We start from the raw sequence: 20,326 nt of genomic DNA, 5'->3' as shown, positions 1-20,326 counted from the left end.
CCAGCCCGGCCTGTCTATTATCGGCCCGCACCGGTGGTGATCTACTGAGGGTTGCGCGGGCCCGCCTGCGCCGGGCCGCTCGCGCCGGATGCGGACGGTCCGCCGTCGTGCGGCGTCGCCGGCGTGTGCGTGGCGCCGTTGCCCGCCGCCGGGGCTTCCGGCTCGCCCCCGTCCCGTTCGCGCAGCGTGTCGAGTGGATCGGCGGGCGTGGCGGCCGCATCCTGCGGCTCGATGACGCCGGCTGCAGCCGCCGGGGCCGCGGCGGGTTCGGCGGCGGCCGCAGGTGGCGCGAGATAGCGCTGCGCGAGCGTTTCGTAGAGCGGCGGCGCGAAGAAGCGTGCCATGCGGCTCGACACCAGCGCGGTCGCCATCAGCGAAATCACGAGCGCGTGGCCGTTGATCATCTCCATCACGATCACGAATGACGTGATCGGCGACTGCGTGACTGCCGCGAGGTAGCCGACCATCGCGAGCGCGATCAGCATCGGCAGGCTCATGCCGCCGAACACGATGTGCAGCAAGTTGCCGAACCCGGCGCCGATCGACAGCGACGGCGCGAAAATCCCGCCCGGGATGCCCGGCAGGTAAGATGCGACCATCGACACCATCTTCAGGAACGGATAGAGCACCGACAGCTGTTCATGGCCGTCGAGCAGGCCGCGCGCTTCGGCATAGCCGCTGCCGAACGTCGTCCCGCCCGACACGAGGCCGACGACGGCGATCACGAAGCCGCACAGCGCCGCGAACGCGATCGGGCGCTCGCGATACAGGGCGAGCAGGCGCGCGGGCAGCCAGCGCCCGGTATTGAGCAGCAGCCAGCTGAAGAGGCCGCCCGCGATGCCGGTCACGAGCGCGGTGACGAGCACGGCGACGGCAAGCATCTTCGGGAAATGCTGGCCGGCGTCGATCGTGCCGAAGTACGTGTAGTTGCCGTTCAGGCCCAATGCGACGACACCGGCGAGAATGATCGCGGTGATCAGCACGCCGCTTGCGCGGGCGGAGAAGCTGCGGGTCAGTTCCTCGATCGCGAACACGATCCCGGCGAGCGGCGTATTGAACGCGGCCGACAGGCCGGCCGCCGCGCCGGCGAGCACGAGTTGCCGTTCGATCTGCGCGTTCGAGCGCGGGTAGAAGCGCCGCAGGTTGAACATCAGCGCCGCACCGACCTGCACGGTCGGGCCTTCACGGCCGATCGTGAAGCCGCCGAGGATCCCCATGAACGAGATCAGGACCTTGCCGAACAGGATGCGCAGCGTCAGCAGCCGCGCGCCGAATGCGCCCGGGCTCGCATGCAGCGTCGCAATGACCTGCGGAATCCCGCTGCCCTCGGCGCCGCGGAAGAAGCGGCGCGTGAGCCACGCCGATGCCGCGGCGATCGATGGCGTCAGCAGCAACGGCAGCCACGCGGCATGGTCGCGCATCGTGCGGAAGGTGTCGTAGCCCCAGTCGATCAGCCGCGCGTACAGCACGGCCGCGAGGCCCACGGCGATCGCGCCGAGCCAGAACACGCCGTACTGGCGCCAGATCCGCAGCGAGCGGCGGGTGAGGGCGGGAAACAGCCCGGAAAGCAGGGCGGGGAGGGCGGAGCGTTGCATCTGCGGCGGGCCGGGAGGGCAAAGAACGCATTATAAAAAGAACCGGATGCGGCCGGGGCTCGACAAACCTTCACAAAAACGTCGCATTTTGTTGCAAATGTAATGTTGGCGTAATGTATCTGCGAGGCAAGCGTCGTTAGCATCACCAGATGGTCGGCCCTTCCCCATTCCCAACAAGAAACGTGAAACGCATCCTCATCGTGAAAGTGACGTCGCTAGGCGACGTCGTCCAGACGCTGCCTGTCGTCGCGGACCTCCACCGTGCCTTTCCTGGCGTGACGGTCGATTGGGCCGTCGACGAGTCGTGCGCGGAGGTCGTGCGCTGGCACCCGGGCGTGAGCAAGGTGCTCTGCGCGCCGCTGCGGCGGTTCAAGAAGCTCCGGAACGGCGGCGACCTGAAGGCGATCTCCGCGTCGATCGGCGCGCTGCGCGCGCACCGCTACGATGCGGTCATCGATCTGCACGGAGTCTACAAGAGCGCGATCATCTCGGCGCTCGCGCGCGCCGCGCGCCGCGTCGGCTATCAGACGCAGGATCTGGGCGAGACGGGCGCCCGCTTCGCATACTCGCATCGCTTCGGCCCGCGGCCGGACTGCGACGCGTGGCACGGGATGCGCGTGAGCGCCGGCGAGGCGCTGGGTTATGTCCCCGAAGGCATCGCCGCGTACGGGATCGTCCCGCCGCAGGATGCGAGCCTGCCGCCCGCGGTGACCGACGGCGCGCCGTTCATGCTGCTGTTTCACGCGACGTCCAATCCGGACAAGCAATGGCCCGCCGACCACTGGGCCGCGCTGGCTACGCGGATGATGGCGCGCGGCGTGCGCGTGCTGGTGCCGTGGGGATCGGCAGCCGAACACGACGATGCGCAGGACATTGCCACGCGCGCGCCGGGTGCCATCGTGCTGCCCGCGATGTCGGTGCGCGAACTGGGCGCGGCCATCGGCCGGGCTGCGCTCGTGGTGGGGGTCGATACCGGGTTTGTGCACATGGCGCACGCGCTGCAGCGGCCGACCGTGATGATTTTCGTCGCGACGTCGCGCCACCATTGCGGCATCGGCGGCGCGCCGAATGCGCTGTCGATCGGCGAACCGGGCGCGCCGCCGTCGGTTGCGCAGGCACTCGACGCGATCGATGCGGTCGGGCCGGCCTATGGCGCGCTGCGTGATCGGCTGACGGCTTAGGGCCCGCGCAAGCCGCCATGAGCGTGAATCGGCCTCAGGGAAGCGGGGCCAGGCGTTCAGGCGAGCAGTGCTTCGACCGTGACCACCGCGGCGATGGCGGCCAGGTTCGCGAGAAGCGCCTCGAACAGGAGGCCGCGCCAGGTTTTCGGCCGGAAGCGCGCCGCGAGCAGCAGGGCGCCACCCAGCGCGAGCGCCAGGATCAGGACGAGGTCGGCGTTGCCGAGGTGGAGGTTCATCGCGGCGGCTCCTTCAGGGAGGAATCCGGGGGCGCGCGGTGGCGCCCCCGGATCGAGTATAGGCAGCGCCGCCCGCCGCACAACCCGGGGCGCCCCCAAGGCTCAGACGAGCGATGCGTCGCGGGTTTCGCGCATCAGCAGCACGCCGATCAGGCTGATCGCCGCCGCGACCGACACGTAGCCGCCGACCCACGACAGGCCGCCGCGCGCGGCGAGCAGCTGCGCGATGTACGGCGCGATCGACGCGCCGAGAATCCCGCCGAGGTTGTACGCGACGCCCGCGCCCGTATAGCGGACGTTGGTCGGGAACAACTCGGGCAGCAGCGCGCCCATCGGCGCGAACGTCACGCCCATCAGGAACAGCTCGATGGTCAGGAACAGCGCGACGAGCGGCATCGAGCCGCTGCCGAGCAGCGGTTCCATCGCGAAGCCGGACAACAGCGCGGCGATCGCGCCGACGATCAGCACCGGCTTGCGGCCGAAGCGATCCGACGCCCACGCCGACAGCGGCGTCGCGAGCCCCATGAACACGACCGCGAAGCACAGCAGGCCCAGGAAGCTCTGGCGCGGAATATGCAGCGCCGACACGCCGTAGGACAGCGAGAACACCGTCGAGATATAGAACAGCGTGTAGCAGACCACCATCGCGAGCGCGCCGAGCAGGGTCGGCTGCCAGTGTTGCGAGACGAGTGTCGCGACCGGCACGCGCACGCGCTCGTTGCGGTCCAGGGCGGCCTGGAACGCCGGCGTTTCGGTGATCTTCAGCCGCACGTACAGGCCGAGTGCGACGAGCACCGCGCTGACGAGGAACGGGATGCGCCAGCCCCAGCTGCGGAATTGTTCGTCGGACAGCGACAGCACGAGCGCGAAGAACAGCCCGTTGGACATCAGGAAGCCGACCGACGGGCCCAGTTGCGGGAACATCCCGAACCAGCCGCGCTTGCCTTGCGGCGCGTGCTCGGTCGCGAGCAGTGCCGCGCCGCCCCATTCGCCGCCGAGGCCAATCCCCTGCCCGAAGCGCAGCACGCACAGCAGCACCGGTGCAAGTGCACCGATCGCGTCGTAGCCGGGCACGAAGCCGATGGCGGTGGTGGACACGCCCATCACGAGCAGCGACGCGACGAGCGTCGATTTGCGGCCGATGCGGTCGCCGAAGTGGCCGAACAGGAACGAGCCGATCGGCCGTGCGATGAACGCGATGCCGAACGTGACGAATGCGGACAGCGCCTGTGCGGTCGCGGAGCCGTGCGGGAAGAACACGGGACCGATGACGAGTGCCGCGGCGGTCGCGTACACGTAGAAGTCGTAGAACTCGATCGCGGTGCCGATGAAGCTCGCGAACACGATGCGCCGGTGGCTGACGGCGCCGGCCGAACCGGTTGCGTGTGCAACGGCCGGGGGAGATGCGGACATGGATGTCTCCGTTTTGTCGTTGGGGCGGTCGGCTGGGCGTGCGCTCGGGCAGGCGGACGCCTGCCGGGAGCGGCCGAGCGGATGGATGCGGCGGCGTGGACGCGCGCCGTGGCGCGCACGTCACCCGCCGGTCGGCGATGGAGACGGATAGGCCGCCGCCCGGTGCCGGCGTGGTCGGCTCGCATGCCGGGTGCGGCGCGCGAACGCGCGCGGGAGGATGGCCGCGCGATTGCGGAAAATTATAGCCAGCGCCGCAACATGGCGGCAATCGCACGCGGCGCGAGGTCAGTCGAGCGATTGCGCCTGTGCCGACGCGGTGCTTTGCAACTGGAAGTGGCCGTCATCGTTGAACAGCCAGCCTTCCATCATCTCGACCCGACCGTCGCCGTCGAGCAGTTTCGACGGCGGTGCCGGCAGCGGTGCCGAGCGGCGCAGCGACGCGAGCGCGAGCGCTTCCGCTTCGCTGTCGCCGTTGCTGCGATAGACCGATGCATTGACGAGGCGGCCGCCGCGATCGACCGTGAACGCGACGACGACGAGCGAGCGCAGCATCGCCTGCGGCGTCCCGTGCGATACGCCGGACGGATTGTGTTCGGCGACGCATTGCGCGACTTCCACGCGGTACTGGTCGCGATTCGCGCTGCGGATGACCGACGGAATCGTCAGGACCGAGCGTAGCGACGGGGGTGGCGTGATCGTGCAGGCAGCAAGCAACGAGGCGGTGACCAGCGCGGCGATACGCAGCCGGTCGACGCCCGGGCGGGGAAGAGGGGGCATGGGAGGAAAACCGGAGGGTGACTATAAAAAAATGATAGGCGTCCGGGCGCGATGTGATATCGGGAGAAACGCATAACGCGCGATGGCTGAAGATGACCAGGGCAGGCATGACGTATGCGCATGCGATTCGTGCGCCTGCGCGCAGCGTAGTGCAGGGCGGCGCGCGATCCGGCGCGCGATGCGAATTGAAATGCGGCACGAGCGCTTCGCGTGCGGCCGCGGCCGCACGGTCGGCCCGGTCAGTAGCCGTGCGTGACGAGCGACAGCACCGACAGGTCGGGATGCGTGCCGTCGATGATGCTCTTGCCGATGTGCACGGCTTCCTGAACTGCTTCGTCGACGCTCGCGAAGCTTTCCTCACCGTCCGCGTGGAAGGGCACCGCATGATCGGGCAGCGCGGGATTCACGCCCGGATGGCAGACATAGCCGGTGTAGGTGTAACGCGCGTCGCTGCCGGGAACGAGGGCCGGCACCACATGGATCTCGAAGCCTTCGTAATCGACGTGATCCGTCGCAGTCGACAGTTCGGTCATGGCGGTCTCCGTGTGCCGTACGCACGGATGGCGCGGGCGGCATCGAGTTGCGGCGGCGGTCGTGTCGCCGTGCTGATCGAATTCTAGGCGATGGCGGCCCGGCCCGTGAGGCCTGCGCGCATCGCCTGCGGCAATGTCGAGCGTGCCGTGTCGCGCATTACCGCGTGCAGCGCGCGTCCTTGCGCTGCACGACGAGGATCACGGGATACTTCTGGCCGTGCTCGAGTTCCACCGGCGCGACGACGGTCAGTGTCGCCGGGTCGGAATCGTCGTACACGCTGACCTGCTCGTTGCGGATGTAGGTCACGCCGGTGCAGTTCGATGCGCGCCCGTCGTCCGACACCTTGCACTGGATCTCGTTTTCCTTCAGGTAGTTGTACGGCGTCGGGCTCGCGAGATATTCGCGCAGGCTGCGCGGCGAGCCGCCGACGCCCTTCACGTACGCGATCGCGCACGACGGCGTTTGCGCGTCGGTGCCGGAGGCGGAATCGGCGGCCGCTGCGTGCGTGCCGATGGCGGCCAGCAAGGCGACAAGCGACGAGGCGATGAAGGGCTTCATGACGTGGGTTTCCCGTTTCGCGAATCGGAGCGCCGGATTGTAACGGCATCCGGCGCGACGTGTCGGCACGCGGGGCGGGCTCCGCGGGCGACGCGCCGCGGACAAACAAAAACCCCGTCGTTCGATGAATCGACGGGGTTTGGCGAACTTCCTGGCGGAAGCGGTGAGATTCGAACTCACGGACAGTTTCCCGTCGCCGGTTTTCAAGACCGGTGCCTTAAACCGCTCGGCCACGCTTCCACACGAGGCGGCATTGTAACCGAAATGTCGCCTCGTTCCGCCTCAATCGTCACGCAGGAACAATTCCTGCAGGTCGTTGAGGAAACGCTGGCCCAACGGTGTCGGCGCGATCTGCGCGAAATCGCGCGTGATCAGCCCGCGCCGCTCCGCTTCCTGGAGTGCCGGCTCGATGGTGCTGATCGGCAGGCCCGTGCGTTCGACGAAGCTGTGCACGGGGAAGCCCTCGACGAGCCGCAGCGTGTTCAGCATGAACTCGAACGGCAGGTCGCGCGCGCCGACTTCACGCTCTTCCTGCACCGGCGTGCCGGCCATCGCCTGTTCGATGAAGGTGGCCGGATGCTTGTAGCGTGCCTGCCGCAGGATCCGGTTCGGGAACGACAGCTTCGTGTGCGCACCCGCGCCGATCCCGAGATAGTCGCCGAAGCGCCAGTAGTTCAGGTTGTGCTTGCTCTGATGATTCGGCTTCGCGTACGCGGATACTTCGTAGCGTCCGTAACCGGCTTCCGCCGTGCGTTCGTGGATCCATTCCTGCATGTCGGCCGACGCGTCGTCGTCGGGCACCGCGGGCGGAAATTTCGCGAACAGCGTGTTCGGCTCGAGCGTCAGGTGATACAGCGACAGATGCGGCGGCGCGAACGACAGCGCGGTCTCGATGTCGGCCCGGCATTCGTCGAGCGTCTGGTTCGGCAGCGCGAACATCAGGTCGAGGTTGAAGTTGTCGAACGTCTTCGCGGCGATCTCGACGGCCGCGCGCGCCTGCGCGGTGTCGTGAATGCGGCCGAGCGCTTTCAGATGGCCTTCGTTGAAGCTCTGGATGCCAACCGACAGGCGGTTCACGCCGCTCGCGCGGAACTGCGCGAACTTCGCGGCCTCGAACGTGCCCGGGTTCGCCTCGAGCGTGATCTCGGCGTCGGCATCGAGCGGCAGCAGCGCGCGCACGTCGGACAGCAGCCGGTCGAGGCCGGCCGCGGACAGCAGGCTCGGCGTGCCGCCGCCGATGAACACCGTATGCACCTGCCGGCCCCAGACGAGCGGCAGCGCCTGCTCGAGATCGGCGCGCAGCGCATCGAGGTACTCGGTTTCCGGAAACCGCTCGCCTTTCCACTCGTGCGAGTTGAAATCGCAGTACGGGCACTTGCGCACGCACCACGGAAAATGCACGTACAGCGCGAGCGGCGGCAGCGACGTGAGCCGTACCTGCCCGGGCGACGTGAAGGTCGCGACGACGCGCGCGCCGGTTTCCGCCGCCTGGCTCATGCGGCCTCCGGCTGCGAATGCGTGACGAAGACGATCATGCTGGTTCCTCTGCGAGCCGCGCGAGCAGTGCCTTCAGCGCGAGCGCGCGATGGCTGTGGGTGTTCTTCACGGCTGGCTCGAGTTCGGCCGCCGTCGCGCCGAGCGACGGCAGGTGGAAATACGGGTCGTAGCCGAATCCATGCTCGCCGCGCGGCGTGTCGACGATCTCGCCCACCCAGCGGCCTTCGGCGAACAGCGGCTCTGGATCGTCCGCGTGGCGCACCAGCGTGAGCACGCAGCAATAGTATGCGCGCCGGTCGGCGATGCCGCGCAGCTGCTCGACGAGGTATGCATTGTTCGCCGCGTCGCCCTTGTCGCCGCCCGCGCGTTGCGCGTAGCGCGCCGAATAGACGCCCGGTGCGCCGCGCAGCGCGCGCACGCACAGGCCAGAATCGTCGGCGATCGCCGGCAGGCCGGTGAGCCGCGACGCGTGCCGCGCTTTCGTCAGCGCATTCTCGATGAACGTGCCGAACGGTTCTTCCGCCTCGGGCACGGCCAGGTCGCCCTGCGGCACGATCTCGATGCCGACCGTCGAGAACAGCGCGGTGAATTCGCGCAGCTTGCCGGCGTTGTTCGACGCGAGCACGATGCGCGACAGCGGCGCGAGGGTGCGATCGTCAGACATGGCTGGCGCCCAGCGCGTCCTTCTGCAGCTGCACGAGCTGGCCGATCCCGCTTTGCGCGAGGTCGAGCAGCGCGTTCATCTCGGCGCGCGAGAACGGCACGCCTTCGGCGGTGCCCTGGACTTCGACGAAGCCGCCGGCGCCCGTCATCACGACGTTCATGTCGGTGTCGCACTGCGAATCTTCCGCGTAGTCGAGATCGAGCACGGGCGCGCCTTGGTACACGCCGACCGAGATCGCGGCGACGTGGTCGGTGATCGGCGAGCGCGCGAGCTTGCCGGCCGCGATCAACTTCGACACGGCGTCGTGCGCGGCGACGAAGGCGCCGGTGATGCTCGCCGTGCGCGTGCCGCCGTCGGCCTGGATCACGTCGCAGTCGATGTGGATCGTGCGCGGGCCGAGCACCTCGAGATCGAACACCGCGCGCAGCGCGCGGCCGATCAGGCGCTGAATTTCCTGCGTACGGCCCGTCTGCTTGCCGCGCGCCGCTTCACGGTCGCTGCGCGTGTGCGTCGCGCGCGGCAGCATCCCGTATTCGGCCGTCAGCCAGCCTTGGCCGCGATCGCGCAGGAATTCGGGCACGCGTTCGGCGACGCTCGCGGTGCAGATCACCTTGGTATCGCCGAATTCGACGAGTACCGAGCCTTCGGCGTGTTTCGTGTAGTGGCGCGTGAGGGCGACCTTGCGCAGTTCGTCGGCGCGGCGGCCGCTCGGGCGGGACAGGGAAGACGTCATGGAGGAATCGTGGACGGAAGAGGAAACCCCGATTTTAGCGCCGAACGGCGGGCGTGCCCGGCGGGGTGGGGCGCAAAAATGGGATAATGCGCGCTTCCCGCCCCGCGCCTTGCAATGCGCCGGGCGCCTCGACATATTCCCGCCCGACAAGGGCACCCAGACGGCGAGACGAACCATGATCTACAGCATGACGGGCTATGCGAGCGCGACGCGCGAACTCGCGACGGCCACCGGCAACGGCGGCACCAGCGTGTCGGTCGAACTGCGCACCGTGAACTCGCGCTTCCTCGACCTGAACTTCCGCATGCCGGACGACGTGCGCGCGTGCGAACCCGCACTGCGCGAAATGCTGATGAACAAGCTGTCGCGCGGCAAGGTCGACGTGCGCATCAACCTGCAGCGCGGCGAGCAGAGCATCGGCGCGGGCGCGCTGAACCAGTCGGCGCTCGGCCAGCTTGCCGAACTCGAGCGCTCGGTGCTCGATGCGTTCCCGGGTGTCGGCCGCCTGCGCGCGGGCGAGATCCTGCGCTGGCCGGGCGTGCTCGCCGAAAGCGGCGTGTCGGCGGAAGCGATCCGCGACGCGGTGCTCGCATGCGGCAAGGAAGCGATCGGCGAACTCGTCGTCGTGCGTTCGCGCGAAGGCGCGCAGCTGGCGACGATGCTGCTGTCGAACGTCACCGAGATGGAAGCCATCGTCGCGCGCATCACGCCGCTCGTGCCGGAGCTGATCGCGAAGCATCAGCAGAAGATCGTCGAGCGGCTGCAGGAAGCGCTCGGCCTCGCGGCACCCGAAGGCAGCGCGGCGATCGTCACGCGCGAGGAAGCCGCGGAACGCATTCGTCAGGAAGTGACGATGTACGGCATCCGGATCGACATCGCGGAAGAGCTGTCGCGACTCACCGCGCACCTGAACGAAACGCGTCACGTGATCGAGAAGGGCGGCCGCGTCGGCAAGCGTCTCGACTTCATGATGCAGGAACTGAATCGAGAAGCAAACACGCTCGGCTCGAAGGCGGCGGCGAAGGAACTGGCCGACGCATCGATGGCGCTCAAGCTGTTGATCGAGCAGATGCGTGAGCAAGTGCAAAACCTGGAGTAAAGCAACATGACCGAATCCCACCGCGACGGCCACACGTCGCATGCGCTGCACGGCGGCGTCTATCCCGGCAACCTGTTCATGGTCATCGCGCCGTCGGGCGCCGGCAAGTCGACGCTCGTGAACGCGCTGCTGTCGAAGGACAGCGACATCTGCCTGTCGATTTCGTACACGACGCGCAAGCCGCGCCCGGGCGAGCAGGACGGTCAGCACTACCACTTCACGACCGTCGAGGATTTTCGCGCGCGCCACGCCGCGCACGAATTCCTCGAAAGCGCGGAAGTGCACGGCAACTACTACGGCACGTCGCGCGTCTGGATCGAGGAGCAGATGGCGATCGGTCACGACGTGCTGCTCGAGATCGACTGGCAGGGTGCGCAGCAGGTGAAGAAGCAGTTCCGCAACGCGGTCGGCATCTTCATTCTGCCGCCGTCGCTCGATGCGCTCGAGGAGCGGCTGAAGAAGCGCGGGCAGGACGAGCCGAACGTGATCACGCGACGCCTGCTCGCCGCGGGCAGCGAGATGGCGCACGCGTCCGAAGCGGAATACGTCGTGATCAACGAGAATTTCGATCGTGCGCTGGCCGAGCTCGAATGCATCGTCGCGGCGACGCGCCTGCGCTTTGCTTCGCAGTACGCGCGACACGCCGAGCTGTTCATCGAGCTCGGCATCCATTTGCCCCACGCGGAATGACGCGGGGGTAGAGGGACATAAGGTAGAATAGGGACTATATTCAGAAGGAATTACCAACATGGCTCGCATTACCGTCGAAGACTGCCTGAAGCAAATCCCCAACCGCTTCGAACTGGCGCTCGCCGCCACCTATCGCGCGCGGCAGCTCGCGCAAGGCCATACGCCGAAGATCGAGAGCCGCGACAAGCCGACCGTCGTCGCGCTGCGCGAGATCGCCGCCGGCCAGGTCGGCGTCGAGATGCTGAAGAAGGTGCCGGTGTAACGCGCATCCGGCCCGTTCCAGCCATGTAGTCCACGCGCGCAACGACTCGACCTGGAGGCGAATATGAGCACCACCCCATCGTCCGCCTCCGCGGATTCGACCACCGAAGCCACGGCCCAGTCGCCTGCGCGCCAGTACATCGACGCGGTCCTCGAACAGTCCTTCCGGCATCTGTTCGGGCCGACCGCCACACCGGAGCAGCCGCGCAAGCATGGCGTCGTTTCGATCGCGAAACTGACGGCCGCGCTTGCCGAGTATCTTCCTCCGGAAGAAATCAAGGAGGTCAAGGCGGCGTTCCACTTCAGCGACGAAGCCCACCTCGGTCAATATCGCCAGAGCGGCGAACCCTACATCACCCATCCCGTCGCCGTCGCGGAAATCTGCGCCGGCTGGAAGCTCGACGCGCAAGCCGTGATGGCAGCGCTGCTGCACGACGTGATGGAAGACCAGGGCGTGACCAAGAGCGAGCTGGCCGAACGGTTCGGCCCGAAGGTCGCCGAACTGGTCGACGGCCTGTCGAAGCTCGACAAGATGGAGTTCCGCAGCCGCGAGGAAGCGCAGGCGGAAAACTTCCGCAAGATGCTGCTCGCGATGGCGCGCGACGTGCGGGTCATCCTCGTCAAGCTTGCCGACCGTCTGCACAACATGCGCACGCTCGGCGCGGTGCCGATGGAAAAGCGCCGCCGCGTCGCCCGCGAGACGCTCGACATCTATGCGCCGATCGCGCACCGCCTCGGGTTGAACAACACGTATCGCGAACTGCAGGACATGAGCTTCGCGAACTTCAACCCGCATCGCTACGCGACGCTCGAGAAGGCCGTGAAGGCCGCGCGCGGCAACCGCCGCGAAGTGATCGGCAAGATCCTCGAGGCGGCACAGCGCGCGATGGGCGATGCGAAGCTCGACGCCGAGATCACCGGCCGCGAAAAGACGATCTACAGCATCTATCGCAAGATGCGCGACAAGCAGCTGTCGTTCTCGCAGGTGCTCGACGTGTACGGCTTTCGCGTCGTCGTCGAGAGCCCGCTCGACTGCTACACGTGCATCGGCGCGCTGCACGCGCTGTACAAGCCCGTGCCCGGGAAGTTCAAGGACTACATTGCGATCCCGAAGATCAACGGCTATCAGTCGCTGCACACGACGCTCGTCGGCCCGTTCGGCGCGCCGATCGAGTTCCAGGTGCGCACGAGGAAGATGCACGAGATCGCCGAGGCCGGCGTGGCCGCGCACTGGCTGTACAAGAACGGCGGCGCGGATCTGAACGACGTGCAGAAGCGCGCGCACCAGTGGCTGAAGTCGCTGCTCGACATCCAGAGCGAGGCCGGCGATTCGAGCGAATTCCTCGAGCACGTGAAGATCGACCTGTTCCCGGACGCGGTCTATGTGTTCACGCCGAAGTCGAAGATCATGGCGCTGCCGCGCGGCGCGACGGCGCTCGATTTCGCGTATTCGATCCACAGCGATCTCGGCAACCAGTGCGTGGCCGTGAAGATCAACAACGAGTTGCTGCCGCTGCGTACTGAGTTGAAGAGCGGCGACATCGTCGAGGTGATCACCGCGCCGTATTCGAAGCCGAACCCCGCGTGGCTCGGTTTCGTCCGTACCGGCAAGGCGCGTTCGGCGATTCGTCACTACCTGAAGACGATGCGCCTGAACGAGTCGGTGCAGCTCGGCGAGCGGCTCGTCGACCAGAGCCTGAAGGGTTACGGGTTCGCGCTGGCCGACGTGGGGCCCGAGGTCTGGGAGAAGCTCGTCCAGTGGACCGGCAACAAGAGCCGCCAGGAAATCTTCGCGGATATCGGCCTCGGCCGCCGCGTCGCCGCCGTGATGGCCAAGCGCATCGAGGTGCTGATGAGCGGCCGCGATGCGGACGACGATCTGCCGAAGTCCGAGCGGCATCCCGCGCACAATGCGCCGCCGGTCGTGATTACCGGCACCGAAGGGATGTCCGTGCAGCTGTCGGCATGCTGTCGGCCAATTCCGGGCGATGCGATCATGGGCTATATCGGTATCGGCCTCGGGATGGCGATTCATACGACCGATTGCCGGGTCGCGCAGCGCATCCATCGCCGCGATCCGGGCCGCTGGATCGACGTCGAATGGGCGCCGCAGCCGGGTCGTCTGTTCGACGTCGCGGTGAAGGCGCTCGTGAAGAACACGAAGGGCATCTTCGCGCGTGTCGCGGCGGACATCACGTCGGCCGACGCGAACATCGTGCACATCGCGATGGATGAGGATCTGACGCACGAATCGACGGTGCTGCGCTTCGTGATCCAGGTCAGCGATCGCGTGCATCTCGCGAACGTGATGCGCCGCGTGCGGACCAATCCGGACGTGATGCGGATCATGCGCGAGCGTTCGACCGACGATAGCGTGCATGCGCGTCACGACGGCGGCATGCGCATCGAGCGCGAGCGGCAGGATTACTGACGCGCGCGCTGGTTCGCGCGAATGCGACGGCGGCCACGGGCCGCCATTTTCATATGTGCTGCGGATCAGGCGATGTTGTGCGGTGGCAACCGGGCTCGGGTCGAGCGGGGTGGTGGCCCAAGAAGAGGGGGCGGAAAAGAAAAAAGGGCCTTCCCGGAGGAAGGCCCTTCTGAGGTGGCGCGGCTGGCAGGATTCGAACCCACGACCCCTTGGTTCGTAGCCAAGTACTCTATCCAACTGAGCTACAGCCGCACGCAAAAACAAAACACTACAACTTCGAACTGAAAGGGCCTTCGGTTGGGAAGGCCCTCGAAAAAGGTGGCGCGGCTGGCAGGATTCGAACCCACGACCCCTTGGTTCGTAGCCAAGTACTCTATCCAACTGAGCTACAGCCGCACGCAGAAGCGGAAGTATAGCAGGGTTGCATAAAAAGGGAAGCCTTATTCGCAAAAAATGTCGCACGATCTTGCGCGGCCGGCTTCGTGTACCCTTGAAGCATCAGTCATCCATGTGTTGAATCCGCATCATGAACAAGGCATTTGTCAAAGAGTCGGACGGCGACGACGACGATCTCGACCCGAGTCAACCCGCGATTCCAGCGGGTTCGAAGAACTACATCACCCCGGCCGGCCACAAGCGGCTCAGGGACGAACTCCTGAACCTGATCGACGTCGAGCGTCCCGAGGTCGTCCGGCTCGTGTCGTGGGCCGCGTCGAACGGCGACCGGTCGGAAAACGGCGACTACATCTACGGCAAGCGGCGGTTGCGCGAGATCGACCGCCGGATCCGCTTCCTGACGAAGCGGCTCGATCTTGCCGAAGTCGTTGACGCGAGCCGGCAGGAGAACGTCGACCAGGTGTTCTTCGGCGCGACGGTCGATTACGCGACGCCGGACGGCGAGGATCACACCGTTACCATCGTCGGAATCGACGAGGTCGATCTCGATCGCGGTTGCGTCAGCTGGATCTCGCCGGTTGCGCGGGCGCTCATCAAGGCGAAGATCGGCGATACCGTCACGCTGATGACGCCGGCCGGTCCCCAGCCGATCGACGTGCTCGACGTTCGCTACCCGGCATCGGGCAGCGCGTGAGCACCGGGCGGCGGATCCGCGCAGCGCGTCGCTGAAACGAACGAGTGCCCCGGGTGGGGCGCTTCGTCATGACGGTCCGGGCCGAACGGCCTCAAGCGCATCGCTCAGAAGCGGTGGCGCATGCCGGCCGTGACGGCGATCTGCTTGTTCGTGGACGACGCGGTGCCGAGCCCGTTGATATTCGCGCCGATCGCCAGGCCGTCCGAATTGACCCGCTGGTATTCGCCCTGCAGGTACAGGTCGGTGCGCTTGGACAGCGCATAATCGGCCTGCAGGTTGAACTGGTGCCAGCTCGGCGTCTGGCCGTCGAGACGGCTGTCGGTGTACGTGTACGAGCCCGCGAGCGAGAACGCCGGCGTCAGCGCGTAGCGGCCGTTCACTTCGTAATTGTTGAAGCGCGTGCCGCCGGCGAGCGGGATGCCGCCCGATACGCCCGACTGCCCGGCGCTGATCCTGGCCGAATCGGTCAGGCGCGTCTGCGTGAACACGAAGCCGGCCGTCGCGGGCCCGAACGTGTAGTTGAGGCCCGCGCCCCAAGTGCGCTGACGGCTGGCCGCGAATGTCCAGTCGCCGGCCACCGCGCCGGGGTCGCTCACCGCGAGCGCAAGCGCGTTGATGTTGTTGTTCAATTGCATGTACGCGGCCGCGACGTTGAAGCCCAGGTAGCTGTACGACGCGCCCACGCTGTACGCGCGGTTGTTCGAGAAATCGCTGGAATTCGAGAAGCCGTACAACGCGCCGAACTTCAGGCCGCCGTAGTTCGCACTCTGGTACTTGACCGAGTTATTGATCCGGAACGAGTTGTTCAGGTTGTCGTTGTCGAACGGGTGCGCGAACTGCGTGCCGCCGTACTGGGTGCCGGTCAGCGACAGCGGGCCGAGGAAATCGACGACGCTGTCGTACTGGCGGCCGAGCGTGAGCGAGCCATAACTCTCATGCGCGAGCCCGACGAACGCCTGGCGGCCGAATTCGCGGCCGTTCTGCTTCAGCGAGCCGTTGTTGATGCCGAAACCGTTTTCCAGCGTGAAGATCGCCTTCAGTCCGCCGCCGAGATCCTCGGTGCCGCGCAGGCCCCAGCGACTGCCGTTGATCGAGCCGCTCGTCTCCTGCCATGCGCTGTGACCACCCTGGTTGTTCGTATAGGTGATGCCGGCATCGATCAGGCCGTACAGCGTGACGCTGCTTTGCGCATGGGCGCCGGTGGCATACACGCCCGCCAATGCGGCGACGATCAGGGTCTTTTTCATGATCTGTCTCCAAACAGGATGAGGTCGATCGAACCTGCTGCGGGCATCGGCGGCGTCGCAAGTCGGCGACGCCGTGCGCGTGGGGCGCGGCACCCTCGTCGGATATCCATTTGCAGTGTACGGATCGGTCCGGCCGCAAAAGAGAACTGCTTCCTGCAATACTGTATTTTGAATTTCGCAAGAATTAGCGCATGCGCCGAGAGCCCCGGCCATCAAGACTTTGCGGCAGCGCAGCAGGCGGAAAGGTGATCAGGACTGCATATCGGGTGTCGCGGGCGTTGCGCGATCGCGACAGGCGATCAATGACGGGCGAGGGGCGGCCTAGCGCGATTATTGACACATCGGCAATAGAGGTTTGTGTGGAGCATGGATAATGAAAGGATGTTCTCTCGCTATACTGCGATCTCTGCTTTCCGAAGCAGACTTTTTCGTTGACGGAAAAGATCTCCAAACCTTTGTCGGCGCGACTTCCCAGTCGCGCTTTTTTTCGCCCTGTCTTACCGATCCCTACTGCGGGTGCGAGCGCCGCTTGCGCCTGCCTGTCGGCTGCGAGTCGTCGGCTTCGGCCTGCGGCGGCGTGTACGTCCAGTCTTCCATCACGTAGTGACGGGCGTCCAGCGGTGACGCCAGCAGGTTCTGCCAATGATCGCCGTGCCAGGTCGGGTCGAACTCCGTGTCGCACGGCGCTTCACGGGACTCGGCCAGCGCACGGGACTTGCGGCGTACGCGTGCGAGCCGGCTCGCGAAGCGCTTGATTCCGTCCAGCAACATGGCCTTCTCCTTCCATTGCCTTGCACCAGCATCGCAACGTCCCTCGTTTTCCGCAACCCGGAAAAAACCCGAGGAATTTACCGACTCGATTCGTCCCCGGTATGTTTTTCACGGTTTCGATTATTGGTGATCCGATCCCGGTAATAATGACAGGTTTTTGATTCAAATCAATTAATAAAAGACGATGGTGTACCGATTCCAGTGCTATTGACGTTTTTTTGATAAAGAAGGCGTTCAAAATTCCCTTGACGCACCCGGATTGTCCAATTTATAAAGTCAGCACTCCGTCCCCGGGCGGAGCGCTGGGGGGAGTATCGGCGCGCCGTTGCGGGATTTCGGGAAGCGGCTATAACAGTAGCTTTTTTGATCTAAACGAGTGGGGAACGAAGGTATGGATACCGGTATCGTAAAATGGTTTAACGATGCTAAAGGTTTCGGTTTTATTACGTCCGACAATGGTGGCGAAGATTTGTTTGCGCACTTTTCCGAAATCCGGATGGACGGCTTCAAAACGCTGAAGGAAAACCAGCGCGTTTCCTTTGACGTGAAAGTCGGGCCGAAAGGCAAGCAGGCAGCGAATATCCAGGCGGTCTGACGCGCCACGCATTGCCGATCACGTCCGGCCCCCGCATCGCGGGGGCCTTTTGCTTTTGAGGGCACGAAAACCGGCGGCCTGCGAATCGACTCCGGTTCGGACTGGTCGCGAACACGCCTGCCGGTGCATACTCACGAAAGCATCGTTTCCCCTGTCTTTTCATGTCCGATTCTCGTCCGTCCGATCCCGCCTGCGAACAGCCGCTCGTCTTCGTCGACCTTGAAACCACCGGTGGCTCGCCCGCCGAGCATCGCATCACTGAAATCGGCGTGGTCGAAATCGGTCCGCTCGGCGCATCGACATGGACGACACTGGTCAATCCGGGGCAGTCGATTCCGCCGTTCATCCAGCAACTGACGGGCATTTCGGATGAGATGGTGCGCGACGCGCCGTCGTTTGCGTCGCTCGCGCCCGCGCTGTTCGAGCGACTCGACGGCAAGCTGTTCGTCGCGCACAACGCGAGCTTCGACCGGGGCTTCCTGCGTGCCGAATTCGAGCGCGCCGGCATCGCGTTCAATCCGGACGTGCTGTGCACGGTGCGCCTGTCGCGCGCGCTGTTTCCGCGCGAGGCGCGGCACGGACTCGATGCGCTGATCGAGCGGCATGGCCTCGTTCCAGCTGCACGTCACCGGGCACTCGCGGATGCCGATCTCATTTGGCAGTTCTGGCGGCAATTGCACGAGATCGTGCCGCTCGAGCGTCTGCGCGACCAGATTGCGCGCACGACGCGCCACTTCCGTCTCGCGGGTGGCATGACCGAAGCGTGGCTCGATACCGCGCCGGCCGGCTGCGGCGCGTACGTGTTGTTCGGGGAGGGCGACGCAGCGCTGTATGTCGGCCGCAGCGTGCGCGTGCGGCAGCGCTTGCGCGCGCTGCTGACCGGCGAGCGGCGCTCGTCGAAGGAAATGCGGATTGCGCAGCAGGTACGGCGAGTCGAATGGCGTGAGACCGGCAACGAACTGGGCGCAATGCTTGCCGAAGCGCAGTGGATCGCCCAACTGCGTCCGTCGTACAACCGGCGTCCCGCAGCCGATAACGTCCGTGCGGGCAATGCGCCCTGGCCGTTCGACGGCGCGGTTGCGTTCGAGGCGAGCGGCGAGCGCCGCCTGTTTCACGTGATCGACGGCTGGCGTTACCTCGGTGCGGCGGAGTCGCTCGACGCGGCCGTGCGGCTCGTGGCCGACGGCGCGGACGGCGCGTTCGAACCCCATACCCATCGTCTGCTGCAGACGCATCTCGCGCGCGGCCTGCAACTGATTCCGCTCGCGGCACTCACGCCTGCCGATTGAGCACCGCAGGCTGCAGCGCGCAATGCAATGGCCGTCAGCCGTCAGCCGATCGCGCTGGCACCGCCGGCGGAGCAGACGTGCGACAGCGCTGTGCCGAGCGCCTGCGTCTGGGTGGAATCGTGGCGAGTGAGCGACTTCCAGTTCGCGATGCTGCGTGCCAGCCGCGCCTGGCAATCGGGTGCGTCGCGCAGCGGTGCGACTTGCGCGAGGCCCGTCAGCATCTTTTGCGTGAGCTGGTCGAGCGCCGGCCGCGTGCTGGTCGCGAGGTCGGGCGGCACGCCTTCCGGCGGCCGCGTCGCGCGCCACTTTGCAAACAGCGCGTTCTGCACGTCCTTGCTCGCGGCGATCTGATCCTCGAAGAACGTGCGCGCGAACACCGGATCCACACCGGACTGTGCGGCGCGCTTCTCCAGCGATGCGAGCAGTGCCGCTTCGCGCGGCCGGTCCTCGATCTCCTTGTGGTTCGCCCATTTCCATCGCGCGACGGGTTCGGCAAGCGCGAGCCGCTGCGACGCGAGTGCGACGAGATTGGTGAGCGCGGTGTCGTCGCCGTCGGCGCGTGCGATGTGCGGTGACGAAAAAAGGGCGACGCCGAGCGTGGCGATAGCGACGCTGGCACGAATGGCTTGTTTCATCGGAGCGATCGGAAGAGGGGAGAGCCGGGCCGGCCGGGGGAAAACCAGAAGGATAGACGAAGACGGTCGCGCGGCGAAACGACGCGACAGAAGAATCAGCGGATGAACTGATCCGGCACCGTCAGGCCGTTGCAGCCCGGGTGCGTAGCGATCTGCGCCGAAAACGCAGCGATGAACCGCACGATATCGATCGACACGTGGCGGTTACAGAACGGAACGTAGGTTCACTTCGGCGAGTACAGCTTGTGCTGCTCGTCGAAGAATGCCCGCACGTGCTCGGGCAATTCGGCGAGGAATTCCACGCCGACGGGTTCCGGATCCGGGCTCATCACTTGCTCGGGCGGCGGCATGCGAGTTGGTCTTTCGTCCATGGTCATTTCTCCAGCAGGTTCAATAATTATCAACCTCGCGCTCGGCTTTATGCCAGTGGCGAATCGTTAGATTTTGTCTCTGTTGTATTAACGGCACATGCGCTGCTGCGCGCCGTGCGATGCCGGCTATCACACCCCGCGCGATCGGCAACAATCAGGCCGCTTGCTATACTTGCGCGCACTTTTTCCTGGACCGCGATGAAACGAACGACGCGATGGATCGGCCTCGTATGGCTGGCGCTCGTACTGAACGTACTGTCGCCCGTCGTCGGCTACGCGCGTCTCGCATCGAGCAGTTCCGGCGCGCTCACGCTCGAGTTGTGCAGTGCGGCAGGCGCCCGCCAGGTCGTCCTCGCGCCGTCGGGCGACGACCGCGGCACGTCGTCGTTCGACCATGCCGGCGTGCCGCACTGCGTGTACTGCCCCGGCTTCGCGGCGAACGCCGCGCTCGGCGCGAGCCTGCCCGCGTTGCCGGGTTTCGTGCGCGCGTTCGCGTACCGGGCGGCTGCTCCGGCCGTTCCCGATTTTCCCCGCAGGGGCATCCGTCTCGCGCAGCCGCGCGGTCCGCCTGAAAACGTCCCGATCTGATTGATATCGTCCGCGCGCCCCGGTGGCGCGTGTGCCGTCCGCGGCCCGGTCCGCGCGCCGCGCCGTCTGCG

At 66.1% G+C, this 20,326-nt stretch carries 22 protein-coding genes and 3 tRNA genes; 9 read left to right on the top strand and 16 right to left on the bottom strand.

Features of this window, described 5'->3' with window-relative positions; genetic code table 11:
• Window positions 1-41: 41 nt before the first annotated feature.
• On the bottom strand, window positions 42-1,595 hold the full coding sequence (locus tag DIE06_RS09490; RefSeq protein WP_124661194.1) for a chloride channel protein: 1,554 nt from the start codon (window positions 1,593-1,595) through the stop codon (window positions 42-44).
• 182 nt (window positions 1,596-1,777) lie between these two features.
• Between DIE06_RS09490 and waaC the strand changes: the two genes are divergently transcribed.
• The gene (gene waaC / locus DIE06_RS09485; protein ID WP_124661193.1) at window positions 1,778-2,776 is read left to right on the top strand and encodes a lipopolysaccharide heptosyltransferase I; all 999 of its coding nucleotides are present in this window, start codon (window positions 1,778-1,780) and stop codon (window positions 2,774-2,776) included.
• A gap of 56 nt (window positions 2,777-2,832) precedes the next feature.
• Here the strand turns inward: waaC and DIE06_RS09480 are convergent, their stop codons facing one another.
• The 9 genes from DIE06_RS09480 to rph all read right to left on the bottom strand — a co-directional run bounded on the left by DIE06_RS09480 (window position 2,833) and on the right by rph (window position 9,188).
• Window positions 2,833-3,012 carry a hypothetical protein gene (locus DIE06_RS09480; protein WP_124661192.1) on the bottom strand — a complete coding sequence of 60 codons (180 nt, stop codon included), beginning with the start codon at window positions 3,010-3,012 and terminating at the stop codon, window positions 2,833-2,835.
• Window positions 3,013-3,114: 102 nt separating this feature from the next.
• On the bottom strand, window positions 3,115-4,425 hold the full coding sequence (locus DIE06_RS09475) for an MFS transporter (RefSeq protein ID WP_124661191.1): 1,311 nt from the start codon (window positions 4,423-4,425) through the stop codon (window positions 3,115-3,117).
• Between the two features lie 285 nt (window positions 4,426-4,710).
• On the bottom strand, window positions 4,711-5,202 hold the full coding sequence (locus DIE06_RS09465) for an energy transducer TonB (protein WP_124661190.1): 492 nt from the start codon (window positions 5,200-5,202) through the stop codon (window positions 4,711-4,713).
• Between the two features lie 239 nt (window positions 5,203-5,441).
• A complete protein-coding gene (locus DIE06_RS09460; RefSeq protein ID WP_124661189.1) occupies window positions 5,442-5,735 on the bottom strand; it encodes a hypothetical protein in 294 nt (97 codons plus the stop codon).
• A 157-nt stretch (window positions 5,736-5,892) separates the two neighbouring features.
• Window positions 5,893-6,294: a hypothetical protein gene (locus DIE06_RS09455; protein WP_124661188.1), complete on the bottom strand. Its 402-nt coding sequence runs from the start codon at window positions 6,292-6,294 to the stop codon at window positions 5,893-5,895.
• Between the two features lie 152 nt (window positions 6,295-6,446).
• A tRNA-Ser gene (locus DIE06_RS09450) sits at window positions 6,447-6,534 on the bottom strand.
• Window positions 6,535-6,576: 42 nt separating this feature from the next.
• The gene (hemW, locus tag DIE06_RS09445) at window positions 6,577-7,791 is read right to left on the bottom strand and encodes a radical SAM family heme chaperone HemW (protein ID WP_124661187.1); all 1,215 of its coding nucleotides are present in this window, start codon (window positions 7,789-7,791) and stop codon (window positions 6,577-6,579) included.
• Between the two features lie 34 nt (window positions 7,792-7,825).
• Window positions 7,826-8,455: an RdgB/HAM1 family non-canonical purine NTP pyrophosphatase gene (gene rdgB / locus DIE06_RS09440; RefSeq protein WP_124661186.1), complete on the bottom strand. Its 630-nt coding sequence runs from the start codon at window positions 8,453-8,455 to the stop codon at window positions 7,826-7,828.
• Complete coding sequence (rph, locus tag DIE06_RS09435; RefSeq protein ID WP_124661185.1) at window positions 8,448-9,188, bottom strand: ribonuclease PH; 741 nt, start codon at window positions 9,186-9,188, stop codon at window positions 8,448-8,450. The genes rdgB and rph overlap by 8 nt, the downstream gene beginning before the upstream one ends.
• 175 nt (window positions 9,189-9,363) lie before the next feature.
• Here rph and DIE06_RS09430 point away from each other — a divergent pair, with 175 nt between their 5' ends.
• From DIE06_RS09430 to DIE06_RS09415, 4 genes are all read left to right on the top strand, one after another.
• Window positions 9,364-10,287 carry a YicC/YloC family endoribonuclease gene (locus DIE06_RS09430; RefSeq protein ID WP_057928524.1) on the top strand — a complete coding sequence of 308 codons (924 nt, stop codon included), beginning with the start codon at window positions 9,364-9,366 and terminating at the stop codon, window positions 10,285-10,287.
• 6 nt (window positions 10,288-10,293) lie between these two features.
• Window positions 10,294-10,977 (top strand): guanylate kinase, encoded by a 684-nt coding sequence (gene gmk, locus DIE06_RS09425; RefSeq protein WP_124661184.1) that lies wholly within the window; start codon window positions 10,294-10,296, stop codon window positions 10,975-10,977.
• A 58-nt stretch (window positions 10,978-11,035) separates the two neighbouring features.
• On the top strand, window positions 11,036-11,239 hold the full coding sequence (gene rpoZ / locus DIE06_RS09420) for a DNA-directed RNA polymerase subunit omega (protein ID WP_006025620.1): 204 nt from the start codon (window positions 11,036-11,038) through the stop codon (window positions 11,237-11,239).
• A 63-nt stretch (window positions 11,240-11,302) separates the two neighbouring features.
• Complete coding sequence (locus tag DIE06_RS09415) at window positions 11,303-13,669, top strand: bifunctional (p)ppGpp synthetase/guanosine-3',5'-bis(diphosphate) 3'-pyrophosphohydrolase (RefSeq protein WP_124661183.1); 2,367 nt, start codon at window positions 11,303-11,305, stop codon at window positions 13,667-13,669.
• A gap of 175 nt (window positions 13,670-13,844) precedes the next feature.
• Here the strand turns inward: DIE06_RS09415 and DIE06_RS09410 are convergent.
• Window positions 13,845-13,921, bottom strand: a tRNA-Arg gene (locus DIE06_RS09410).
• 67 nt (window positions 13,922-13,988) lie between these two features.
• Window positions 13,989-14,065: transfer RNA gene (locus tag DIE06_RS09405), tRNA-Arg, on the bottom strand.
• 130 nt (window positions 14,066-14,195) lie between these two features.
• Between DIE06_RS09405 and greB the strand changes: the two genes are divergently transcribed.
• A complete protein-coding gene (gene greB / locus DIE06_RS09400; protein WP_124661182.1) occupies window positions 14,196-14,759 on the top strand; it encodes a transcription elongation factor GreB in 564 nt (187 codons plus the stop codon).
• A 104-nt stretch (window positions 14,760-14,863) separates the two neighbouring features.
• Here the strand turns inward: greB and DIE06_RS09395 are convergent, their stop codons facing one another.
• Window positions 14,864-16,006, bottom strand: a complete 1,143-nt coding sequence (locus DIE06_RS09395) for a porin (RefSeq protein WP_124661181.1) — start codon at window positions 16,004-16,006, stop codon at window positions 14,864-14,866.
• 507 nt (window positions 16,007-16,513) lie between these two features.
• Entirely contained in the window at window positions 16,514-16,777 is a 264-nt protein-coding gene (locus DIE06_RS09390) for a hypothetical protein (RefSeq protein ID WP_124661180.1), read from the bottom strand.
• A 391-nt stretch (window positions 16,778-17,168) separates the two neighbouring features.
• Here DIE06_RS09390 and DIE06_RS09385 point away from each other — a divergent pair, with 391 nt between their 5' ends.
• Together DIE06_RS09385 and DIE06_RS09380 are read left to right on the top strand one after the other, a co-directional pair.
• Complete coding sequence (locus DIE06_RS09385; protein WP_006476615.1) at window positions 17,169-17,372, top strand: cold-shock protein; 204 nt, start codon at window positions 17,169-17,171, stop codon at window positions 17,370-17,372.
• Between the two features lie 161 nt (window positions 17,373-17,533).
• On the top strand, window positions 17,534-18,661 hold the full coding sequence (locus DIE06_RS09380; protein WP_124661179.1) for an exonuclease domain-containing protein: 1,128 nt from the start codon (window positions 17,534-17,536) through the stop codon (window positions 18,659-18,661).
• Window positions 18,662-18,702: 41 nt separating this feature from the next.
• On the opposite strand, the gene DIE06_RS09375 is transcribed toward DIE06_RS09380, so the two are convergent.
• Both DIE06_RS09375 and DIE06_RS38235 read right to left on the bottom strand, forming a co-directional pair.
• Window positions 18,703-19,296 carry a chorismate mutase gene (locus DIE06_RS09375; protein ID WP_124661178.1) on the bottom strand — a complete coding sequence of 198 codons (594 nt, stop codon included), beginning with the start codon at window positions 19,294-19,296 and terminating at the stop codon, window positions 18,703-18,705.
• Window positions 19,297-19,520: 224 nt separating this feature from the next.
• Window positions 19,521-19,667, bottom strand: coding sequence for a hypothetical protein (locus DIE06_RS38235; RefSeq protein ID WP_009690993.1), 147 nt, complete (start codon window positions 19,665-19,667; stop codon window positions 19,521-19,523).
• A 198-nt stretch (window positions 19,668-19,865) separates the two neighbouring features.
• On the opposite strand from DIE06_RS38235, the gene DIE06_RS09370 reads away from it, so the two are divergent.
• Window positions 19,866-20,255 carry a DUF2946 domain-containing protein gene (locus tag DIE06_RS09370; protein WP_124661177.1) on the top strand — a complete coding sequence of 130 codons (390 nt, stop codon included), beginning with the start codon at window positions 19,866-19,868 and terminating at the stop codon, window positions 20,253-20,255.
• Window positions 20,256-20,326 lie beyond the last annotated feature (71 nt).

The organism is Burkholderia sp. Bp8998 (assembly GCF_003854235.1).
Taxonomy (GTDB): Bacteria; Pseudomonadota; Gammaproteobacteria; order Burkholderiales; family Burkholderiaceae; genus Burkholderia.
This window is presented reverse-complemented; position numbering and strand designations above follow the sequence as displayed.

Coding starts and splice junctions, on each gene's coding strand:
- DIE06_RS09455 (WP_124661188.1), bottom strand. CDS start 6,294: ATGAAGCCCTTCATCGCCTCGTCGCTTGTCGCCTTGCTGGCCGCCATC.
- DIE06_RS09490 (WP_124661194.1), bottom strand. CDS start 1,595: ATGCAACGCTCCGCCCTCCCCGCCCTGCTTTCCGGGCTGTTTCCCGCC.
- DIE06_RS09370 (WP_124661177.1), top strand. CDS start 19,866: ATGAAACGAACGACGCGATGGATCGGCCTCGTATGGCTGGCGCTCGTA.
- rdgB (WP_124661186.1), bottom strand. CDS start 8,455: ATGTCTGACGATCGCACCCTCGCGCCGCTGTCGCGCATCGTGCTCGCG.
- rpoZ (WP_006025620.1), top strand. CDS start 11,036: ATGGCTCGCATTACCGTCGAAGACTGCCTGAAGCAAATCCCCAACCGC.
- greB (WP_124661182.1), top strand. CDS start 14,196: ATGAACAAGGCATTTGTCAAAGAGTCGGACGGCGACGACGACGATCTC.
- DIE06_RS09385 (WP_006476615.1), top strand. CDS start 17,169: ATGGATACCGGTATCGTAAAATGGTTTAACGATGCTAAAGGTTTCGGT.
- rph (WP_124661185.1), bottom strand. CDS start 9,188: ATGACGTCTTCCCTGTCCCGCCCGAGCGGCCGCCGCGCCGACGAACTG.
- DIE06_RS09395 (WP_124661181.1), bottom strand. CDS start 16,006: ATGAAAAAGACCCTGATCGTCGCCGCATTGGCGGGCGTGTATGCCACC.
- DIE06_RS09465 (WP_124661190.1), bottom strand. CDS start 5,202: ATGCCCCCTCTTCCCCGCCCGGGCGTCGACCGGCTGCGTATCGCCGCG.
- DIE06_RS09415 (WP_124661183.1), top strand. CDS start 11,303: ATGAGCACCACCCCATCGTCCGCCTCCGCGGATTCGACCACCGAAGCC.
- DIE06_RS09480 (WP_124661192.1), bottom strand. CDS start 3,012: ATGAACCTCCACCTCGGCAACGCCGACCTCGTCCTGATCCTGGCGCTC.
- DIE06_RS09380 (WP_124661179.1), top strand. CDS start 17,534: ATGTCCGATTCTCGTCCGTCCGATCCCGCCTGCGAACAGCCGCTCGTC.
- DIE06_RS09475 (WP_124661191.1), bottom strand. CDS start 4,425: ATGTCCGCATCTCCCCCGGCCGTTGCACACGCAACCGGTTCGGCCGGC.
- hemW (WP_124661187.1), bottom strand. CDS start 7,791: ATGAGCCAGGCGGCGGAAACCGGCGCGCGCGTCGTCGCGACCTTCACG.
- DIE06_RS09460 (WP_124661189.1), bottom strand. CDS start 5,735: ATGACCGAACTGTCGACTGCGACGGATCACGTCGATTACGAAGGCTTC.
- DIE06_RS09430 (WP_057928524.1), top strand. CDS start 9,364: ATGATCTACAGCATGACGGGCTATGCGAGCGCGACGCGCGAACTCGCG.
- DIE06_RS09375 (WP_124661178.1), bottom strand. CDS start 19,296: ATGAAACAAGCCATTCGTGCCAGCGTCGCTATCGCCACGCTCGGCGTC.
- gmk (WP_124661184.1), top strand. CDS start 10,294: ATGACCGAATCCCACCGCGACGGCCACACGTCGCATGCGCTGCACGGC.
- DIE06_RS09390 (WP_124661180.1), bottom strand. CDS start 16,777: ATGTTGCTGGACGGAATCAAGCGCTTCGCGAGCCGGCTCGCACGCGTA.
- DIE06_RS38235 (WP_009690993.1), bottom strand. CDS start 19,667: ATGGACGAAAGACCAACTCGCATGCCGCCGCCCGAGCAAGTGATGAGC.